General features: G+C 31.3%; 21 protein-coding genes. 6 read left to right on the forward strand and 15 right to left on the reverse strand.

Annotated elements, in window-relative coordinates; all coding sequences use genetic code 11:
- The first annotated feature begins 109 nt into the window (after positions 1-109).
- Positions 110-1,459, forward strand: a complete 1,350-nt coding sequence (locus tag J3477_RS03855) for a helix-turn-helix domain-containing protein (protein WP_206868242.1) — start codon at positions 110-112, stop codon at positions 1,457-1,459.
- A gap of 116 nt (positions 1,460-1,575) precedes the next feature.
- Here the strand turns inward: J3477_RS03855 and J3477_RS03860 are convergent, their stop codons facing one another.
- On the reverse strand, positions 1,576-1,821 hold the full coding sequence (locus J3477_RS03860; protein WP_228731202.1) for a DUF2922 domain-containing protein: 246 nt from the start codon (positions 1,819-1,821) through the stop codon (positions 1,576-1,578).
- 159 nt (positions 1,822-1,980) lie between these two features.
- Between J3477_RS03860 and J3477_RS03865 the strand changes: the two genes are divergently transcribed.
- On the forward strand, positions 1,981-2,169 hold the full coding sequence (locus J3477_RS03865; RefSeq protein WP_183277956.1) for a YvrJ family protein: 189 nt from the start codon (positions 1,981-1,983) through the stop codon (positions 2,167-2,169).
- Positions 2,170-2,249: 80 nt separating this feature from the next.
- Here the strand turns inward: J3477_RS03865 and J3477_RS03870 are convergent, their stop codons facing one another.
- Positions 2,250-3,599 carry a DUF4179 domain-containing protein gene (locus J3477_RS03870; protein ID WP_206868243.1) on the reverse strand — a complete coding sequence of 450 codons (1,350 nt, stop codon included), beginning with the start codon at positions 3,597-3,599 and terminating at the stop codon, positions 2,250-2,252.
- Position 3,600: 1 nt separating this feature from the next.
- Complete coding sequence (locus tag J3477_RS03875) at positions 3,601-4,161, reverse strand: sigma-70 family RNA polymerase sigma factor (protein ID WP_206868244.1); 561 nt, start codon at positions 4,159-4,161, stop codon at positions 3,601-3,603.
- Positions 4,162-4,837: 676 nt separating this feature from the next.
- Here J3477_RS03875 and J3477_RS03880 point away from each other — a divergent pair.
- A complete protein-coding gene (locus tag J3477_RS03880; protein WP_206868245.1) occupies positions 4,838-5,179 on the forward strand; it encodes an SH3 domain-containing protein in 342 nt (113 codons plus the stop codon).
- Positions 5,180-5,562: 383 nt separating this feature from the next.
- Here the strand turns inward: J3477_RS03880 and J3477_RS03885 are convergent, their stop codons facing one another.
- The 7 genes from J3477_RS03885 to J3477_RS26235 all read right to left on the reverse strand — a co-directional run bounded on the left by J3477_RS03885 (position 5,563) and on the right by J3477_RS26235 (position 12,614).
- Positions 5,563-6,858, reverse strand: coding sequence for a hemolysin family protein (locus tag J3477_RS03885; RefSeq protein WP_206868246.1), 1,296 nt, complete (start codon positions 6,856-6,858; stop codon positions 5,563-5,565).
- A gap of 163 nt (positions 6,859-7,021) precedes the next feature.
- Positions 7,022-7,891: an aldo/keto reductase gene (locus J3477_RS03890; protein ID WP_206868247.1), complete on the reverse strand. Its 870-nt coding sequence runs from the start codon at positions 7,889-7,891 to the stop codon at positions 7,022-7,024.
- Positions 7,892-7,915: 24 nt separating this feature from the next.
- Entirely contained in the window at positions 7,916-8,281 is a 366-nt protein-coding gene (locus tag J3477_RS03895; protein WP_206868248.1) for an ArsR/SmtB family transcription factor, read from the reverse strand.
- A 595-nt stretch (positions 8,282-8,876) separates the two neighbouring features.
- On the reverse strand, positions 8,877-10,043 hold the full coding sequence (locus tag J3477_RS03900; RefSeq protein WP_206868249.1) for an alpha/beta hydrolase: 1,167 nt from the start codon (positions 10,041-10,043) through the stop codon (positions 8,877-8,879).
- A 327-nt stretch (positions 10,044-10,370) separates the two neighbouring features.
- Positions 10,371-11,423 carry a HAMP domain-containing sensor histidine kinase gene (locus J3477_RS03905; RefSeq protein ID WP_206868250.1) on the reverse strand — a complete coding sequence of 351 codons (1,053 nt, stop codon included), beginning with the start codon at positions 11,421-11,423 and terminating at the stop codon, positions 10,371-10,373.
- A gap of 4 nt (positions 11,424-11,427) precedes the next feature.
- Positions 11,428-12,120, reverse strand: a complete 693-nt coding sequence (locus J3477_RS03910) for a response regulator transcription factor (protein ID WP_206868251.1) — start codon at positions 12,118-12,120, stop codon at positions 11,428-11,430.
- A gap of 362 nt (positions 12,121-12,482) precedes the next feature.
- Complete coding sequence (locus J3477_RS26235; protein ID WP_284691974.1) at positions 12,483-12,614, reverse strand: hypothetical protein; 132 nt, start codon at positions 12,612-12,614, stop codon at positions 12,483-12,485.
- 452 nt (positions 12,615-13,066) lie between these two features.
- Between J3477_RS26235 and J3477_RS03915 the strand changes: the two genes are divergently transcribed.
- Positions 13,067-14,473: an MATE family efflux transporter gene (locus J3477_RS03915; RefSeq protein ID WP_228731203.1), complete on the forward strand. Its 1,407-nt coding sequence runs from the start codon at positions 13,067-13,069 to the stop codon at positions 14,471-14,473.
- 169 nt (positions 14,474-14,642) lie between these two features.
- Here J3477_RS03915 and J3477_RS03920 read toward each other — a convergent pair whose 3' ends face one another.
- Complete coding sequence (locus J3477_RS03920; protein ID WP_206868252.1) at positions 14,643-15,266, reverse strand: class I SAM-dependent methyltransferase; 624 nt, start codon at positions 15,264-15,266, stop codon at positions 14,643-14,645.
- 455 nt (positions 15,267-15,721) lie between these two features.
- Here J3477_RS03920 and J3477_RS03925 point away from each other — a divergent pair, with 455 nt between their 5' ends.
- Together J3477_RS03925 and J3477_RS03930 are read left to right on the forward strand one after the other, a co-directional pair.
- Positions 15,722-15,919 (forward strand): helix-turn-helix transcriptional regulator, encoded by a 198-nt coding sequence (locus tag J3477_RS03925; protein WP_206868253.1) that lies wholly within the window; start codon positions 15,722-15,724, stop codon positions 15,917-15,919.
- A gap of 5 nt (positions 15,920-15,924) precedes the next feature.
- Entirely contained in the window at positions 15,925-16,356 is a 432-nt protein-coding gene (locus tag J3477_RS03930; protein WP_206868254.1) for a DUF6442 family protein, read from the forward strand.
- Between the two features lie 109 nt (positions 16,357-16,465).
- On the opposite strand, the gene J3477_RS03935 is transcribed toward J3477_RS03930, so the two are convergent.
- The 4 genes from J3477_RS03935 to J3477_RS03950 all read right to left on the reverse strand — a co-directional run bounded on the left by J3477_RS03935 (position 16,466) and on the right by J3477_RS03950 (position 20,276).
- Positions 16,466-16,744, reverse strand: a complete 279-nt coding sequence (locus tag J3477_RS03935; RefSeq protein WP_206868255.1) for a DUF3892 domain-containing protein — start codon at positions 16,742-16,744, stop codon at positions 16,466-16,468.
- Between the two features lie 114 nt (positions 16,745-16,858).
- On the reverse strand, positions 16,859-17,011 hold the full coding sequence (locus J3477_RS03940) for a hypothetical protein (RefSeq protein WP_206868256.1): 153 nt from the start codon (positions 17,009-17,011) through the stop codon (positions 16,859-16,861).
- A 62-nt stretch (positions 17,012-17,073) separates the two neighbouring features.
- Positions 17,074-18,141 carry a hypothetical protein gene (locus tag J3477_RS03945; protein ID WP_206868257.1) on the reverse strand — a complete coding sequence of 356 codons (1,068 nt, stop codon included), beginning with the start codon at positions 18,139-18,141 and terminating at the stop codon, positions 17,074-17,076.
- Positions 18,138-20,276 carry a zinc metalloprotease gene (locus tag J3477_RS03950; RefSeq protein WP_206868258.1) on the reverse strand — a complete coding sequence of 713 codons (2,139 nt, stop codon included), beginning with the start codon at positions 20,274-20,276 and terminating at the stop codon, positions 18,138-18,140. The genes J3477_RS03945 and J3477_RS03950 overlap by 4 nt, the downstream gene beginning before the upstream one ends.
- Positions 20,277-20,287: the final 11 nt, after the last annotated feature.

Raw genomic sequence — 20,287 nt, forward strand, 5'->3', positions numbered from 1 at the left:
TGTTAACTAATAGTTGAGTCAACTTCCTATTTTTTATATAGTTTTTTGCTTTTTTAAAGCTATAATTAAATCATCAGCGCTGATAATAAAATTAGAAGGAGAACTTTTTATGCTTGATATAAAAAAAGTTGGGGTAAAAATTGCTTCGTTGCGAAAAAAAAATGGTTTATCCCAGGAAAAATTAGCTGAAATGCTCTGTATATCCCCTCAAGCTATTAGTAAATGGGAAAACGGTCATTCACTTCCAGAAACATCTTTATTACCAGTCCTTTGTCAGATTTTAAGCTGTACTATTGATGAGTTAATTATGCCAGCTTATTCTTTTAATGAAAAAATTGAAGAAGAAAAACCAAATATTCTTCAAATGCAGGCAGAACATGTTGCAAAATACGTAATTCAGCAATTAGGGAGTAATACAGGTTCTGAACAAATACTAGGCTTGGATGATAATACAATTATATACTCTATAAAGAAAACAAACCCTAATGTAGGAAACTGTATAGTAACTAGAGGAAAAGCTGAAAAGCACTCTAGATATACGAGTTTATATATTACCGTAGTGTCTCCACAAAAAGAGTTCAAGTTAATTGAAAAAATATACTCAGGCGACGACAAAGAACTCTATGGCTACAGCCTTTTCTATCATCATATATCTACAATACCTCTACTGTACTACATTGACTTTCAGAAAAAAATTATTCTTATGGAAGATTTGAATGATTATATACAAGGATTTAATTTTGATGAAGATAATGAGTACGGCAATAAATTTAGAGAAAATTATTATTCATTATTAAGAGAAACTGCAAACCTACATTCAACTTTTTGGGAAAACAGCGATACATTCGAGCAATTAGGACTTAACTGGCGTCATGAAACCAAAGAAAACCTACTGGCTCATATAGATGGAATGGAAAAGGATTTTTTGAAATACAGAAAAGATGAAGAGTCTGGTAAAATTCCAAAGGTATGGGATATACACAAAAATAACATAGATGCAAAAAAACTCAATCTTTTTCAAGATGCTATCCAATTGTTAAAGCAACAATATATAAATTATATAGACACAAGATTTCATTCCAAAAAAAATATAACAATTATTCATGGTGATCTACACCCCGGAAATACATTTCTTTCAAAATCAAACGATAATACAGTTAAATTTATTGACTTTGAAGCAGTGAGAGTTGGTTTGTGCACAGAAGATCTTGCAATGTTATTAGCCCTTCATATTGAGCCTGACAAAAAATATGCTAAGCCTTTAATTGACTATTATTACAACTGTCTTTGTGAAAAGATTAATGGATACTCATACGAAATATTTATAAATGACTACAAAATATCAATAATGGAAAATATGTTTTTCACAATTCGATTATTAAATACCGGTATTTACGACTTCACGATGAGAGACAGGGCTATTAAAGCCTTTGAAACCTTTGTACTTGAAAAAGAATAGTATCTACAAAAATTCATAGCTAAATTAGCTTATAAATTCCCTAGAATTCTAATTAAGGGAAGTGATTTTATCACTTCCCTTAAAAGTTTTGAAATACAAAGAGATTTTTTTTACTTTTACCCTACCTTATATTCATCAATATTCTTTGTTATAATCTGCGCTGTCACTTTCTGCACAAGCTTACCACCAGAACTAAAGAAGGTGTTTTTAGCTATTATGGTGTCCATTGCCTTTGATATTTCCGCTGATGTTAAAGTATCCTTTATTCCTCTAAGCAATAGATTAATATTATTTCCCTTCTCATTAGTACCAGTCTTATACTTCATTATCATAGAATTCCCGCTTAATATTGATGTTGCCATAACTTATCACCTCCATCTATCTTTTTATGTTTTAATAAAGGCTACTTTTGAAATGCTATTGAAAGTTAACGGTCCAAAGTCTAAAAACTTTGCTATTTTCAAATATACTTATAGAATCTTACTCACTAAAGCATATATGTTATTTAGGAGGTGATATTAATGGAGATAAATGATTTTGTCAATCTTATTGCTAACATAGGCTTTCCGGTGGCAACCAGTGCCTATCTGCTAATAAGACTTGAAAAACAGATCATTGGCCTTACAGCATCTATTAACAAACTCAATACCATAATTTCTACTAAACTTGGTATCGTTATTGACACTGCTGAAAATAACAAGATAGCCTAAGAATGTAAAAACAGCTTGGAGGAAATTTCCAAGCTGTTCTTTATATTCCTAGGCTCATTATATTAATAATGTAAATATTATTATTTAACTTGAATAGTAGTACTATAATCTTTTAAAATCTTAATCCTTGATCCATCGTAAGTACCAACCATAATATTTTTTGCATCTCCAATTTTATATATCCTCAATCCTTGATTTTCATTATCGTACTTTTCCTGAAGTGATTTTGCTTTGTCATCATTAGGGAATTCAAGCTGAGTACCATCTGCTGTTAAATATATTTCCGAGTCACATAGCTGTCTATAACTTTCCTTGCCAAAGTACTCATTAGCATACTTTACAACTAAGTAACCATCTTCTAAAAAGTAATCTTTGATCAGAACACTTCTATCACTATCCACTGGTAGTATTATTGGCTTTTTATTTTGAAGATCCATTTTAACTGGTGGTAGCTTATCAGCCTCAGTTTGCGACCTGGTTCTATAAACTGGAATTATAGTTATACTTTGAGTATCAGGACTACTAATAAAGTTATCTCTCCATGTAGGCACTTTCTCTATCATTCCATCACTTCCTCCTACTGCCCCATCCCAGCATAGACCATGTCCCTTATCATCTAAAACAATAAAATCACTTAATTTGTCATCTTCACTTTCATAAATCTGACCACTTCCTTTTACAGTTAAAGTAAGTGGAGAATACGTAGCTGAAAGTATTTCACCTTTTTTGCCATTAACTTCAATTTGTTTATTAATATTTTTCACTACAGTTTTCTCTACTTGTTTGCTTTTATCAAGGAAGAACTTAACTCCCCAGTTTCCTTTTTTTCCATACATCTTTGATATATCTATGTCTATGTTCATCTTGTTTTCTTTAACATCATTTGACCAGTCAATCTTTTTTAAAACTTTAATGGTATTTTTGTCTATAAATTTTGTGGTTGCCCCTGCTGCAGTACTTACGCTTTTTCCATTTACCTTAAGTGAGGTTGGAATCAGTAGAGCATCAGTGTAATTATTTTTTATTTCCTCGTTGTTATTTTTCACTGTAAAACTTAAGAAAAGTTTGTTGTCATCAGCGATTGCACTGTCAAAGGTAACCTCAATCCCACCGCTTGTTTTGGTCTTCCCTATTACATCTACATAATTAGCGTACTCACTATTCAAATTTAATAAATCGCTTTTTATCAAATCTCCTATTATTGGAATACTACTCGCTAAAGCTGGTTTAATAGTTATTATAGAAGATACTACAATAAATGAAAGAGAAGCAGCTATTGCTATTTTCTTTTTATACGATAATCTCTTTTTTGTTATCGATTTTCTTAAATTTTGCTTTATTCTATTTTTCTCATCATAGTTTACAGAAGCCTCATACAGCTCCTCATCATCTATATTGATGTCATTTAACATTTCATATATATCCTTCATGTTAAACCACCTCCAGTTTAAGATTTAATACTTTCTCTTTCAATTTCTTCTTTCCTCTGTAAATTCTATTATCAATAGATGACTTTGTAACATTCAGTTTTATTGCTATTTCTTCTGCTTTATATCCTAAAAAGAATTTTAGAATAAATATTTCTCTGTCCATTGGTTCAAGTTCATTTATTAGTTTTAATATTTCTTTTTCATTTTCCTTAGTTATCAGTTCATCTTCAATGGATTTTTCACTAGCAATTTCAATTGCATCCAAAATCATTTCAGCAGTCTTAATCTTCTTTCTATAAAAATCAATTGCTTTAAATTTAGATACTGCAAAGATCCACTGTTTGAAATTTGTTGTGTCTCCTTGAAACTTACCAGCATTATTCCATACTGATAAGAATACATCATTAATGCATTCTTCTAATAAACCGTCATCTTTAAATACTCCAAGAACCTTGTATACCGTTCCTTTCACAATTGGAAGGTAATTGTCAATGATATAGTCCAAGGCATCTTCATGACCAGCCTTTAATCTTTTAATATAATTTTTCTCGTCTGATTTCATAGTATATCTCCTTAGCATAAGGGTACTTCTTGTAAAAGCTTTTACACTCTATATAACGTAATTTCTAAAATTTATTCTCATGTTTTTCGTAACTTTCTTGAAAATTTATGTACTTTTTTAATAAGTTACTAAATTATACAACAATATTATAAATACGGTATATATATTTTCATCTTGAAATCCTCGTTTATATCTAAACTCTCTAAATCTTATTCTGAAGATATTCATGCATTTCTTTTTTTCAACTACTAACACTTCTCCTTTACCAATCTGTAAACGAACTATCAAAGAATTATTCCATCAGCATCAGTATTCATTATCAACAAAAAATCGTTACATATATAAAATATAAACAATTTCCACTTTTACACAAGATATAAAAATATTATATTAACTTAATTTTGCCTTTTTGTGTATTATTTCAAAGCTATCAAGTGATTTTTTAACATAATTGCAGCACATTATGTGAAATAACTTGTCATGCCAAATTATAGCATTTGATAATTTTTCCCACTTAATGTATTATCTAACTTGTCCCATATGGTTAATAAACAAAAGAAAGCCATATTAAGAAATGAATTTTCATGTTACTCGAGAAACATACCTAACTCGATATATTACTTGAAAAACACAAATCAATGTAATATAAATATAGAATTTTTGGAGGAATTTTTTCATGAATAAAAAATTATTAAGCTTAGCCATTTCAGGAATCATTGCAGCAACTTCATTACCAGCAACAAGCGCATTTGCAGCAACTTTAAATACTACAAATAAAATATCGAGTAATTTTTCAACAGCTAGTGCTACTTATACACAGTTAGATGCAGCATATTTTGTAAGTGCAAAAATATATGCAAGTAAAAGTACTTCTTCTAAAGTAGTTGCAACAATTTCACATTCTACTTTAAATATTTACGATTGTGGAAGCAGTAAGTTTTATGCAGTAAAAGACATCCCTGGGACATCAGGCTGGTGTTATGTTAAAATCTCTGATGTAGATCATATTGTTCCATAAGATATATATATTATTGACATAAACTTGAATGGGTATAGTTATATGAGGTCTTTGGCAAATTTAAACCTTCAAAAGAATTTGTAACTAATATATTTTTGAAATTAAATTGCTATTATATTTTTATAAAGATGGCCAACTCTAAAACTAAATTTTCTAAAGTTCTACTGTTTTCTAACCAGAGCTTTTACAAATATAAGTTAATTATAGAGTTATACATCTATGATAAAGAGCTAGTAAAACATAATTGTTTTACTAGCTCTTTTGCATATTTTAATAAATTTATTTTATTTTGTAGTATATATATTTAACTTTAAAAATCCGTTTTTATTGTTTAAAATGTCATTTAAACTATACGTAATCATGTATTTGGTAAATATATAACCTTAATTTTTAGATACACTTTTAATAAGTACTTTGCTAATTCTCTTTCTGTCACACTTTAATACAATAAACTCGTAATTCTCATAAACAACTTTATCGTTAACTTGGGGATATGATGTTAACTGAGAATAAATCCATCCTCCAATGGTATCAATGTTTTCTGGATCAATAGAGGTATTTAATAATTCATTTATATCATCAAGAATGATTTTACCATCTACAATGTAATTATCATCTTCTGTTTTAGTAATTTCCTCCCCTTCCTCATCGAACTCATCTTGAATTTCTCCAACAATTTCTTCTAAAATATCCTCATTTGTTACTAAGCCAGAAGTTCCACCATATTCATCGATAATTATAGCCATCTGAGCTTTTTCTTTCTTGAATACCTTCAATAATTCGCTGATTGACATAGCCTCAGGAACAAACTTAATATCCCTAATGATATCTTCTATATTTTGCTTACTTCCTTCAATTTTCAGCCTATATAAATCCTTAATGTGAATAAATCCAATAACATTATCTTTACTTTTCCTACATACCGGATATCTAGTTAACTGTTCTTGCAGTGCATATGCTATTATATCCTCAAAAGAGTCCTCAATAAAAATGCATGCCATATCAGTACGAGGTATCATTATATCCTTTACAGTTGTTTCTGAAAAATCAAAGATATTATCTACAAAGGTTAATTCAGTTTTATCTATTAATCCATGATTATAGCTTTCCGCAACCAATATTTTTATTTCTTCATCAGTATGAGCAGCTTCATGTTCGTCAACTTGTGAAATCCCAAATATCTTTAATACCAAGTTTGTACTATGGTTAAAAAGCCACATTATAGGATAAGAAATTCTATAAAACATTATAAGAGGTAAAGCTGTATACATAGCTACCTTCTCCGCACTTATGATTGCCAATGATTTAGGAGCTAACTCTCCAAGTACTATATGGAAGCCTGTTATAATTGCAAAGCCTAACACAAAGGAAATTGAATGTATAGCAGATTCTGGCAGATGAAATAGATTAAATAACGGCATTAACATATCTGCAACAGTAGGCTCTCCTACCCATCCTAAACCTAAAGAAGCTAAGGTTATACCTAGCTGGCAAGCTGATAAGTATGAATTTAGATCCTTAACAACCCTTAAAGTGTGTTTTGCATTTCTATCTCCTTCAAGCACCAAGGTTTCTATTCTAGACTTTCTGACCTTTACCATCGCAAATTCTGTCGCAACGAAAAAAGCATTCATAAGTACAAGTAATAATACAATAGCAACATTTATTAAAATAATCATAAATAAGTAGATCCTCCTCAAGTCATAACATGTTCTTATTTATATAGTTTTATGAATTAAAATAGTTAACTAATATTATATCATACTTATGTAACGCATTTAGTATAAAGTGAATCAATAATTGTAAACAAACTAAGTTTTATGTCGTTTTCAAAACCCTAATTTACTTAATAAGTATTTTCATAAGTTTATTATAAAGGGGATTAACCATATACCCTGTAGGACTATGGGAATACCTTTTTCCTGTATTAAGCTTACTTATCTTTTCCATTTCTTCAATAGACAGTTCAAAGTCAAACAACTGGATATTTTCTTTAATTCTTTTTGGGTTTGATGATTTTGGAATTATAATAATTCCCCTTTGTATATGCCAACGTAAGATCACTTGAGCCACTGTTTTCTTATGATTAGTTGCAATCTCTTTTAGTACTGTATTATTAAATAACTCTTTATTACCTTGTCCTAATGGAGCCCAAGCTTCATGTAAAATTTTATGCTTCGCCAAATAATTATGTAATTCATCTTGTGGAAACTCTGGATGAGTTTCAATTTGGTTAATCATTGGCGTTATTTTCGACTGTTTCATTAATCTCTCAAGGTGCTGAACTTCAAAATTCGCAACTCCTATGACTTTGATTTTCCCCTCTAGGTATAGTTCCTCCATAGCTCTCCAGGCTTCAATATAACCAGGTGCTGCAAAATGAATTAAATACATATCGATATAGTCTATACTTAAATTTTTACAGGTTCTTTCAAAGGCTTTCTTAGTAGCTTCATAACCAAGCTCCGTATTCCACACTTTAGAGGTGATAAAAAACTCCTCTCTTGGTATTTTACTTTTCTGAATTTCTAACCCTAAAGCTTTTTCATTCCCATATATTTTAGCCGTATCGAAATGACGATAACCGATTTTAATAGCCTCTCCTACTGCTATTTCGAAATCTTCTCTCTTAGTTATTTTATACACTCCAAAGCCTACTTGAGGAATTTTCACGCCATTAAATGCTTCAATTTCTTTATTAATTAAATTCATTTATTTACTCCTTTCAGGACAAATTTATATTTTTGTTTCATCTGAACTCATCTTCCAGCAATCAACCATAAATTCTTCAAGATGAGAAAATAATGCTTTCATCAAAACTAGTCCGCTTTTATTTGGATTATTTATATGATAAAAATTCATCGTCCCTTGTTTTACCACATTCACAATTTTTGCTTCTTTTAATATCTTCAAATGATGAGAAACTGCAGGTCGTGATAGGTTTGTTCTTTTACTTATTTCTCCAACTCTCATTCCCGGATAACTTCCTTTAGACAAACTTAAAATAATTAATTGTCTAGTCTCATCTCCAATAGCTGTTAGCACAGGTCTACATTCTCTAAATTCCTTTTCCAGCTGCTCTAGATTTTCTAATTCATTCATTGATGTGGCTCCTTTTATAGATATCAAATAATTTACTTCTTATTATGTCGATAGCTTAATCTTTAATTCATGATAGCAATTTACGATTGCCTTATCAACATTGGTAAAGTAAATCGAGACGAATATTTTATTATACTGCTAAAGATAATAAGCACTGACACTTTAAGTAGCTTACTTCTATCATCATTATTACCTCCTTGAAAAATAAGACTACTCTTACCCATGTCACTGAGGTAAGAGTAGTCAATATCATAATATATATTTACAATTTTTCTCATTCCAAAAAAGTCCACGTCATTTATGGTATGGTTCTACGTAACTAGTATAACGGTGCATTTTTATTACTTGTCACGAGGCTGGCACCGTAATAGACTCTAATCTTACTATTGGTTTTATTTCTGTTACTTAGCATTAAATTCATCATTATTATAATTTAACATAATCGCAAATGGCTCTCTTATTACTGCATCAGTTAATTCTTTAAAGTGATTAATAAAATTTTCTTTAATTAAAATATCTCGCTACATGCTTTCTAACAACTATAATTCCAAATGTAAGTTTCATAATCTCCAACTTCTAATTAACTTAAAATACCCTATCGATCACTTGTTCTAGGTGCAGAAGGGCCAAGACCAATGGAACAAAGCCAATTAAGTACTACCTCATGCAAAACATTGATGTTGTCTACCTGGCAGTGTTCTAATCCACCAAGTCTTCTATCCTCTATGGCGAAGAACGTCTTGTTTTCCGAACCAGCCTGCTCGTAATTTTTAAGAGCTTGCGTTAGCGGATTAGGCTGAACTAATATCTCTTCCGCACCGTGCATCACAAGAAGTGGGCATTTTATCTGGTGAAGCACACCCTCTAGATTGTATGCAAAACGAGGATTTTCCGCAAAGTCATCCAAGCTTTTTGCACCCAGAATTTTCATGCCGTGAGCAGCCAAACTTGGTGGCATCCATTTTAGCATTGCTTCCCAGTCGAATGCGTGGGTGCCTCCGTCAGAGATTACGGCAGCAATCCTGTCGTCGAAAGAAGCAAATCTAAGGGAGTCATATGCAGCAAAACTCTCACCATGAACAATAATCTTGCTAGGATCCACTTCCGGTCTAGTTAGAAGAAAGTCAATTGCTCTTGAATGAAAAGCCTCGCTGTCAGCTCGCCTACCCTTTCCCTTTTCGTACATTGAAAGACCAGTTCCAGGCTGATCATAGACCATAAAGTTATATCCACAGGAAATAAAAGCTGGCCCTAACCAGAAATAGTTCTCAACTGACCACTCATCACCACCATTGAGAGCCAAAATTGTGGGTTTCGGACCTTTTATCCAAGAAGGTGAGAAAAAGTACCCATCCAACTTGACAGCATCATAATCTACTTGGATTTTCTCTGGTTTGACATCGAAGTACTTTCCGGCAGCTTCGAAGAGTTCATTTACTTTCCTAAATATGCGGATTTTCTCGGTGTCATTCTCCATTACAGCATATTCAGCTATTCGGTAGTAATTCAAAGCACGAATGTAGCAGTTACGTGCTGTATACCAGTTTCCAACCTCCTCTGCCCACTTGCCATGTTTTTCCAAAGCCTCTGCTGTTATGAGCCATTCCCTATGCCATGTTTCCTTATCGTTTGGATCTATTTTTTTGCATGCTTCATAAATTTCGGTGACGTCAGTAGCACCAAGACTTGCCATGCCTAAAGCTTTAGTTACTTGATACGACATCATATAGTTGTTTGGCCAACGGCTGAACTCAATTGACATTGCAGTATCCTCCTTCTCTAGTTCTATTGATTATTCCAGTCCTTCTCTGATTAAGTACAAGTATGCATGTTTCGAAATAGTAGCACCTATCTATGTCAGTGCCGCGAACTTGCTTCTCTACCATATCATTTCCTCCTATCAATTTACTTACTGTTTTTAAGCTACAAGTAAATTTTAAGATATAAAAATAAATCCGCCCTAAAAGGAAAATAAAGCTTTGTAAATAGAATATAAAAAATTATAAAGAACTAAGAAGCAAAAAGGCCACTGCCTGTGTTCTATACTCTCAACCAGCAGTGGTCTTTAATTCATTATAGAAAAATAATATTAGTTTTTTTCAAGTGGAAGGCTGAATCTTATCCCCAAACCGCCATACTCAGAAGAATATGCATAGATTTCTCCACCATGATGTTCAATAATTGATTTACAGCTTGCAAGTCCAAGTCCTATCCCACCGTTTTCAATTTGCCGGGATTTATCCGCAGTGAAAAATTTAAGGAATAGTGAAGATATATCCTCATCCGGCACTCCAATCCCATTATCCTCAATTTCAAAATAAGCATAAACCCCTTGTGAGTATCCAGTCATATATACTTTTAACTCATTTTTTCCTCCATATCTTACAACATTACTAAAGAGATTACCAAAGACCCGACCTATCATAATTTCATTGACCGTAAGCATCGTATTTGCCGTGAATAAATGTTTGCACACAAGCCCACAGTCAAGTCCTGATAGCTCATATTCATATTCTAGGGCAATGGTTTCAAATAATTTTGATGCATCAACGGGTTTCATGGTCATGGATTCTAAATTCAGTTTTTCTTTAGTGAAGCATATAAAATCATTGATGAGTTCAGCCATATATTTTGACTTTTTTTGAATCAACTCGTAATATTCCTGCTTTTCATTTTCTGATAGACCCTTGTGCATGGCTAACAGTTCAGCAAAACCACTAATAGATGTTAATGGTGCTTTTAGATCGTGAGCAATGGCAGCAATCATATCCGTTTGCTCTTTATGTGCTAGTTGGAGCCTCTTTTCCATCTTATTAAAGTGATTATAAAGATCTCCAATTTCATCATTACTCCTTGGAGCAAGTTGAGGCAATGGATTCACAATATTTATTCTTTCCAATCTGCTATTAAGCAGTCCAATGGGTTTTTCTATAAAAAAATAAATATACATAATCAAAATAATAAAGATAAAACATGCAATAGCAAATATAGGAAAGAGTACTCCTATATATGAGGGATTAAATAATGAACTAGATATATGTGGATATTCTGCAAAGATAAACTTTAAATAGATTCCAATTGAAATCATAAAAAATATAAACATCACCAGAAACAGTAGAGGAAGCTTTATTTTCAGTTTCATGCTATCATTCTCCTTCCTTGTACTTATATCCAATGCCCCAAATTGTTTTAATAAAGTCATATTCAGGACCAAGTTTCTTACGGATATTTTTTATATGAACCGTTACGGTATTTAATTCTCCATATTCGTCTCCCCATACATATTCATATATCTGCTCACGAGTAAATGCATTATTGGAGTTATTCATGAGCATGGACAATATTTGAAATTCCTTTGTTGATAAATTAAGCTTTCTATTATTTAGAAATGCTTCAAAGGTCTTATCATTCAAGATGAGAGGAGAATTAACAGTTTCTCTATTTGGACTAAGTTCATTCCACTCTTTAAAAAGCCTGTCAACTTTTCTGAAGTTGGCTTTTATCCTGGAAGTAAGTTCCTGAATACTAAAGGGCTTTGTCATGTAATCATCTGCCCCTATTTCGAGCCCAACGATTTTATCAATATCCGTGCCCCGGGCGCTTAAAAACAGAATTGGAGCATTATAAGATTTTCTGATGCTTCGGCAAACATCAAGACCATCCATACCAGGCATCATTATATCAAGAATGATGAAATCAATGTGATTTTCTTTCAATGCACATAAGGCTTCTTTCCCAGAATATGCTGAAATGGTTTCAAATCCCTCATAACTAAAACTCTTTGTTATTAGTTTTACTATATCTTTATCGTCATCTACAACTAATATCTTTTTTTGCACTTTTGCACCTCCGAGCTACTTCAATAAGCTTTCTCTTCCACAGTCAAAGTTATAACTTAACTGTAGCCATTAGCTGAATTAGCAACCAAGCCTAATCGAAAATTACATTTTTAATGCGGTGCCTCGGCTTCTGCTAACATAATCATTTATGATATGCCTGCTATTTTGAATCAGCATAATTCCACCACAATATATTGACATAGACCCCAATAAATACAATAGTTGACACAGATAGTCCACTGATCCAGTTAATGAGCTGATAATTACTTAAATATATTACATTAATTTTCAGTTAAGGTACTACAGTACCTTATATAAAAAGCATAGCACTCTTTTTTTTAATATGCAATTATATGCTTATTTTATTTCATGCTGTTATCAATTTGATTTTCTATTAATACCTTTGCACTATAATAACTGGTTATAGATAGAATTGCTGTTGCAACTAATACCACAGGCAAAATCAATAATAATGTGGTACTTTTAAATCTCATAACTATCATCACTTCATGCATTCTTATAAGACAAAATATTTTATATATCTACACCTTACACCATAATATTTTTTAAAAATGTTAATATAATATTTAGTTTAAGTTAAAAACACATAATATTTTTAAATAGAAAATTTGTAATGCATTTCATTTAATTATTATTAAAAATACCTTTCTAGCCTCTTATTCTCATCGCTTAATCCTTATCTCCTGCGGTCTAAAGCCTTCAGAGACCATATATTGATATTTCATCTAAATAAGTCTAGATTACTTATATTTTCAATATTTGAAGCTAATAATCATTAGGTTTATACTTATTGGTGGTTATTTCACTATAAATTTTTTTTATCGATAATATATCTTACATGATATTCAAAGCGACAAGCTTTATTTTATACATCAAATATTAATAGTATATTTAGAGATTTTATTGAAGGCTGGTGAGTGTAAATATGAATATGAATTTAGGTTTTTTACGCCAAAATACTGAAGAAAGACGTGAATTGATATTAAATGGTCCTATACTTTCGACTCTTTTCTTACTATCAATCCCAACGCTTATGATGGGACTAGTTCAATCCATAATACCTGTAATGGATGGAATTTTTATAAATAATATTGTTGGAACCATTGGTGCAAGTGCAATAACCTACTCAGGTCCAATTATAAATATGGCCATAGCTCTTTCTCAAGGTCTTAGCGTGGCTGCAATCGCAATTATTGGTCAGATGAACGGCAGAGGTCACTATAAAAAGGCAAAGCAGGTTTCAACCCAAGTTGTGGTATTCTCATTTCTTATAGGAATAATAACAGCTCCTATACTTTACGTGATCGCATTTCCTATATCAAGCCGAGTTGATCCACAAATATCTCATGATGTTTTTTTGTATCTTGCACTAAATTCATTAGTTCTTCCTTTTTTATTTCTTGAAGCTATATATAACTCTATAAAAAATGCCAATGGAAAACCTGAAGCTACCTTCATAAGAATGATGCTAATGTTGGTTTTAAAATTTCTATTTAATATATTGTTTATCGTTGTTTTCCCTCTAGGGCTTGTAGGTTCAGTTATGTCCTCCTTTGCTGCAAACCTAATTATCTGCATTTGGATGTTTTATGAACTGTTCGTTAAAGAAGGAGATGACAAGCTTATACTGAAGGGTTTTAAATTTGATTTTAAGATTTTGTTCAAGCTTGTAAAGATAGGAATACCTTCTATGATATCAAGCTTAATGCTTAGCTTAGGTTTCTTCCTTATAAATAATGAAATTGAAAAGTACGGTCCTATTGTTTTGACTGGTCAAGGAATCGCAGGAAATATAACCTCAGTTTGCTTCATATTACCGTCAGCCTTTGGTTCTGCTGTAACTACTATGGTAAGCATGAATGTGGGAGCAGGACAAGGTGATAAAGCTCGCAAATCCTGTATAGAAGGCTGCATAGTGAGCGCTATTACCGCAGCACTGTTAATTATTACAGTAGTTCCGCTGTCTCCTTACCTAACGGTTTTATTTACCAACAAACATGATGTACTTGAAGTTGCTAACAAATCTCTTCATATATATACCTATTCTGTAATAGGCTTTGGGATATGTATGGTAGAGCAAGGTGCCTTCATAGGTCTCGGACGTACAGGAATACCTCTTATTATGGGCTTCCTTAGAATATGGCTTTTAAGATATGTATTTATCCTAGCAACAGAACATGTGCTCAGCTTTTATTCAGTATTCTGGGGCAATTTATTCTCAAATTACATGGCAGCAATAATCACAACTATTTTAATAACCAGAATAAAGTGGGTTTCTGTCCTATCTAAAAAAGAAAGCAAAAGTGAGGCCAAAAAACTTGCTTCTGTATAATTTCTCTAAATAAATTTACTAGCCATTGTGTTAAAATTAATTGGTTATCCATCTGAAAAAATCATTTAATTCTAATAGCTCGCTCATATAGCGTCTCCTGTATAACCAATTAATTTTAACAATACTCCTAAATATAAACATTCATTTAAACAGATAAACTGCTCTTATCCTACTTTTTACATTTCATAACCATGAAGTTTATTGAATGATTACCTGGCCTATCCTTATTTGGTTCATCTATTTCTGATACTTCTAGCAGATTATATTTTCCAAACTCCTCTTTTGCAGAGTCAAAATCATAGAAAAATATTCTTACGCCTTCCATTGTCTCGAACCAGTCTTCACTAAGTTTTTTACCTTTTCCAAACATCGGAGCCTTTTTTGACACAGCAGTAAAAATCATATATCCGTTAGGCTTTAGCTGATTATAACAATCTTGAATTAGTTTTTCCCTTTGCTCCTTATCTAATAAATGTATAAGTGCATAGCAGAATATTCCATAGTAAAGTTTGTTGTCAAAGGGCATATCTGTGACAGAGCCATGATATATAGGGATCTCAATTCCATTTTGTCTTGCTAAATCAATAGCAGTTTGTGATATCTCAATACCTGTTACATCAATTCCGTTGTCTATAAAGATCTTTGCATTTCTTCCATACCCAATACCAGGAATTAGTATGTCTTTTACTTTATTCTCAATAAAAAAGTCCTTTGCCTGAATTGTAGAATCTGCAGGTTCAGCTCCCCACATCATTTGTTTATCTACGAAACTATCTTCCCAAAATTCTCCCATATACAGCTCTCCTTCAAAATATTTTCTAATGAACAATACTTAAACATTGTTTGTAATAAGAAGTACATCTATTACAAATTATTATCTACTAAATTTCATGTTTAACTTTTCTTATATCACCGTTATTACAGATATTTTATATCTACAATTGAGATATGAAAAATTTTTAAACCCTAACAAACAAATAGAAAACTTCAAAATTAAATAATACACTGCTCTTCTATTGCCCTTATCACATCTAAAAATGAAATGTCTTCTTGTATAAAACACACAAAAGATATTGCAGACTCTTTTTATCTATAATTGTATTAATAATAATTGTTCTTGTCAATCCTTCAATAGAAATTAAATATTGAGTTCCATCTTATTTTATGGAAAGCAAACTTGACATAGATAGTAAGAAATGCTAATATTAAATTATGGAAAGTAAGCTTTACATTATAAGGAGTGGTACTGTGAAAAATCGTTTAGAAGAGATACGAAAGAAACATGGGATAAAGCAAGAAGATCTAGCAACTGCTCTTGAAGTGTCAAGACAAACAATTGGTTCCCTAGAAAACGGAAGATACAACCCATCAATTGTATTAGCATTTAAAATTGCAAAATATTTCAATATGAGTATCGAAGAAATTTTTATTTATGAGGAGGATTAAATAAAATGAAAAAAGGTGTTGCAAATTACCTTTTCGTGACATTTGGATTGCTGCTATTAATCATAGGATTATATCTTATTAAAACAATTCTTGAACCGCAAGGTATTTTAAGAGCATTACCCTATATATCTATAGGCTTAGGATGTGGAATTTTTGGTCATGGCATGGGAGAGATTATCAGCCGTAAAGCATTAAAAAACTATCCTGAAATTGATAAGCAAATTAAAATTGAAAAATCAGATGAACGTAATATTTCTATTGCAAATCTTGCAAAGGCTAAAGCCTATGATATGATGGTATTTATATTTGGTGCCTTAATCCTTGCCTTTGGTTTGATGGGAATTGATATGATAGCTCTCCTTCTTTTAGTTTTTGCATATTTATTTATCGTCGGCTATGGCATTTATTATCGTTACAAATTTGATAAAACAATGTAGCTTAAGTTTAAGCCAGCATTGATATAGAATTTAAAAGAAAAACAGCCTGGATGTCTTAGTCCACGCTGTTTTTTAGTATCATAATATTAAATAATCATATTCAGACTTATTATTGGAAGAACTGCCCTGAATCTTGTGCATCTCTTTTCATATGTGTCTCAGATACATTGTTTGGTTCGCTACCATCTTCTGATACGCATTTAAGATATTCTGTTCCATTTTTTGCTTTAGCTATTTCAACATCTTTAAGTACTCCTTGTTTTGCAAACATAACAGCTTCGCCTGTTGAAATTCTTTCTCCATTGTCTAATTCATATAATATTATCTGATCGTCCTCATCTTTTATAATTTTAGCTATTGTGTGCGCAAAGTTTTTATCTATAGGCATATGATCATTCCTTTCTTAAACTTAATACATATTAAGTTTAAGCAGTTATCGAAGGTATATACATGATTTTAATTAATTTATAAAAAAGTTGCTAAAACAACCTATACGTTTAAGCTAGTCATACCTACTCAGCAATTTCATTATTTCTTTACAAAGCTCAGGATTATTTTTAAGTTTTTCCTCGTTGAAAGAAATCTTATTTTCTTTGAGAATCTCACAAGCTTTTTTGAATAATATCATGTCTTCTATGTTTATTACCTTATCCATGCTATCACCCTATTTTGTTTTTATTATATATTATGATGATAATCACAATAAGCTACAAACAATTATTTATCAGTGCTTGGCACTTCTCCAATTCTAAAGCTGTTGTCTTCCTTTAACTCACAATAAAAGTATTGTTTATTATCATTAGTGTAATAGTTGCCGACTAGTTCATCTGCGCCTTCTACCGCAAGCGCAAGGTTAGTTTGTCCATCTTTTAACGGGATTTTTAGTTCTATAACTTCCATATCCATAGCTCTTAAGATTGCAGCAACGCAAACACCTAAGGAATAGTTGTCACCTTCCTGTTTTTCTAAGGTTTCGGATGGCTTTTGCAGAGTAAAAATTTTATTATCTACTTCTTTCTTATATTTAAATTTACTCAATAGAGAGTAAACCACTGAGATTTTATGAAAATTATCCAAGCCATTTGAATCACATAATTCTTTAATCTGTTCTCCGAAGTCTTTAATATTCTTCTCAACTTCTAGCTGGTTTTCCTCATCTTGAACTAAGTGTTTATCTCCTTTATTTAAGCTAACTTTAAAGTCTATAGGCTTCTTTATATTTAAAGCATCCATAGTGTAGCTCCAGTTAAACTCGATATAAGCTTTACCACTATCTTTCGCTAATTCTTTATCTATAGCTTTCTTATCGGATTTTATTTCACTTTCTAAATCTTTCCTAATCTTCTTATTCTTCAATTCTTTAAAAATAAATATTAAACAAAGCATACCGAATACTATAATCTTAATATCTATTACTTTAAAAAATATTTGAACAATCAATGATAAAATGATAAGAACTCTTGCAGCAAGGTTTATAGAGCTTTGTCCTTTGGAATATTTAATTAAGCTCCACTTACTTATATCTATATTTTTAAATACAAATAGACTTTTTCTTACTACATTACTTAATAAAAAATAAAGCAGTAAAAATAGAAGTACAAAGCTTACGAAATAGATTGAAGGAGGTAAATAATCCGATGATATATAAAGCAAAAACTTAAAGGGCGAATTCGGAAAAGTTTCTAGGAGATAATCTGCAAATTTTATACAAAGCCAATATACCGGAAGGTTTAGAGGAATCACATAGAATACTATAACTAAAAACAAAGCAATAATTTCTATCATATATTGTTCCCCTCCCTTATATTCATAAAAGGAGTTATGCTGCTAAGCTTCACTCCTAAAGTAAGCTTAATTATGGATATGCTATCCATAAAAATATCTTCCCCGTCAATGGTAGAAATCTCATATCCACTTAGTTTTGAGTTTAGCACATACTTTGTAGCTTCTACAAAACCTTTTGTTGCTACAAACATACCATGCTTTTCTAACTCTCGGCTATTATTATACTGAAGTAATTCTTTAGATTTAATCACTCCTTTATCAATCCAGCTTGAGATCCCTTCATTTAAATTCTCCCCATATTTGAATTTTAAAAATTCATAAAAATCTAAAGCTATATAGCTTTTTGAAACTTCAATTGCATACTCTTCTATAATCTCCTTTATCGTTTCTTCCCTAAACTGTTTAATATCTAAAAGCTTTGCTGCAAGACCTGAATAAATGCTTCCAAGATCTTTACTTTGAGTTTCGTAGAACCTTTTTCTATCTTTAAAATCAAGCAAGCTGGTTATAAGATTTTCGTCATCTAAATCATTATATTGAGTTAAAGCTAAAATATCTGATCTTACTTTTCTGCAATTTTCTATACCTTCATCTACTTCCTCAAGCTTTCCACTAATATAATCTATTATAGATTTTTGGACTTCAGCTAATTTATTTTCCATATATTGCTTAACTAAGATACCTGAATTTTTATAAACTTCATCTATATAAGTCTTTATGAAATCATTAAACTTTTTCACTTTATATTTGTAGTCTAACCAAGTAATAGAGGATGTTAGGCCTATTAATAAGATTACATATATAATTCTCATGCCCATACTTAGATAAGAAAAAAACAGGTTATTTGAAGAATATATTAAAAAGGTTATAAGAATAACCATCTTCACTATAAACCCAATATAATTTGGATAGTTGCAAACCTTCTTCTTCAAGGATTCATTTAAATAACTTATATCCTTAGGTGACTTAGTTCCATAACCTGTAGACTGCTCTTCTGCATTTTTTAATAAATCTAGCAAGAAGTTTTCACCTTGTTTCAGGCTATAACTTAAAGATACTTCATGTAAATCTCTATTAATTGTCTCTTTAGCTCTAGCTGTTATATCTATGGAACTTTTGTCTATCTTTTTCTTTATTTCTCCTAGATATTTTTGTTCAAATACCCCTTCCCAATTTTTCATGATTCTAGGATAATCCCAAATGTTATGTGTTAAATTGACTTCTATATCTTCATTGAGCTTTAGTGTAGGTTCATCGCCATCTATAAGCGGCACTCCGTTTTTAAACTCATTTATATGGAGGCTTCTTTTAATGTTTCTAAAGCTATCATACGCACTATAATCAATATACTTTTCAAAACTTATGGCCCGCTCCATAAGATCAAAAACAAGATAGCCTGAAAACTCTTTTAAAAGCTTATCCTTTCGAACTGATAAAGCTGATATTCCAATGGTACCAACCTTAAAGTCGCCTTCGTGCATTAATATCCTTTGGTTAAAATATGATAAAGGCGACTGCTTTGATGGAACTATATTTAAATATATTAAATGAGAGCTTATATATTCTAACTCTTCTTTTGAGATTCTTGTACCGTCTTTTGAGATGCTATGAAGAAGATATATCTTAGAATCAATATTTATCATATTTTCCTGCTTAGTAATGAACTTAACAATTGTACTTAAATTATTTACTCCCCTTAATTTTTCTTCTTCATTATACGCCCATTCCTTATGAACTATTGGAATGATGTATAAAGACACCCCTGAATACTGTGACTTATCTACATTTCCGTAATTCAGTCCATAAATAAGTTCAATTAATTCACTTGCAGGTATTTCAGCACTATACATATCCCAAAGCACATAAATATTTATCTTTACGCCTTCAATATTCTCATTTCTAACCTTATATCCCAAATCTACAAGCTTGTTAAGATTTTTAGCTGATAAAAGCTTGTTATCCACTATTTCTTGAAGCTCACTCTTTATCTCATCAATACTTTCTATATGGCAATATTCTATTAGATTTAAAAAGTGATCAGGTATTTCTAAGAGCATATTATTTAAAAAGTCCAGGGCCTTTTTACCAGAAGGCCCTGCTGAAATTACTAATGAAGGATTGAATACTTCATTCATTTAAAACACCT

Origin of the sequence: Clostridium zeae, assembly GCF_017312485.1 — a bacterium.
GTDB classification, from domain to species: domain Bacteria; phylum Bacillota; class Clostridia; order Clostridiales; family Clostridiaceae; genus Clostridium_AR; species Clostridium_AR zeae.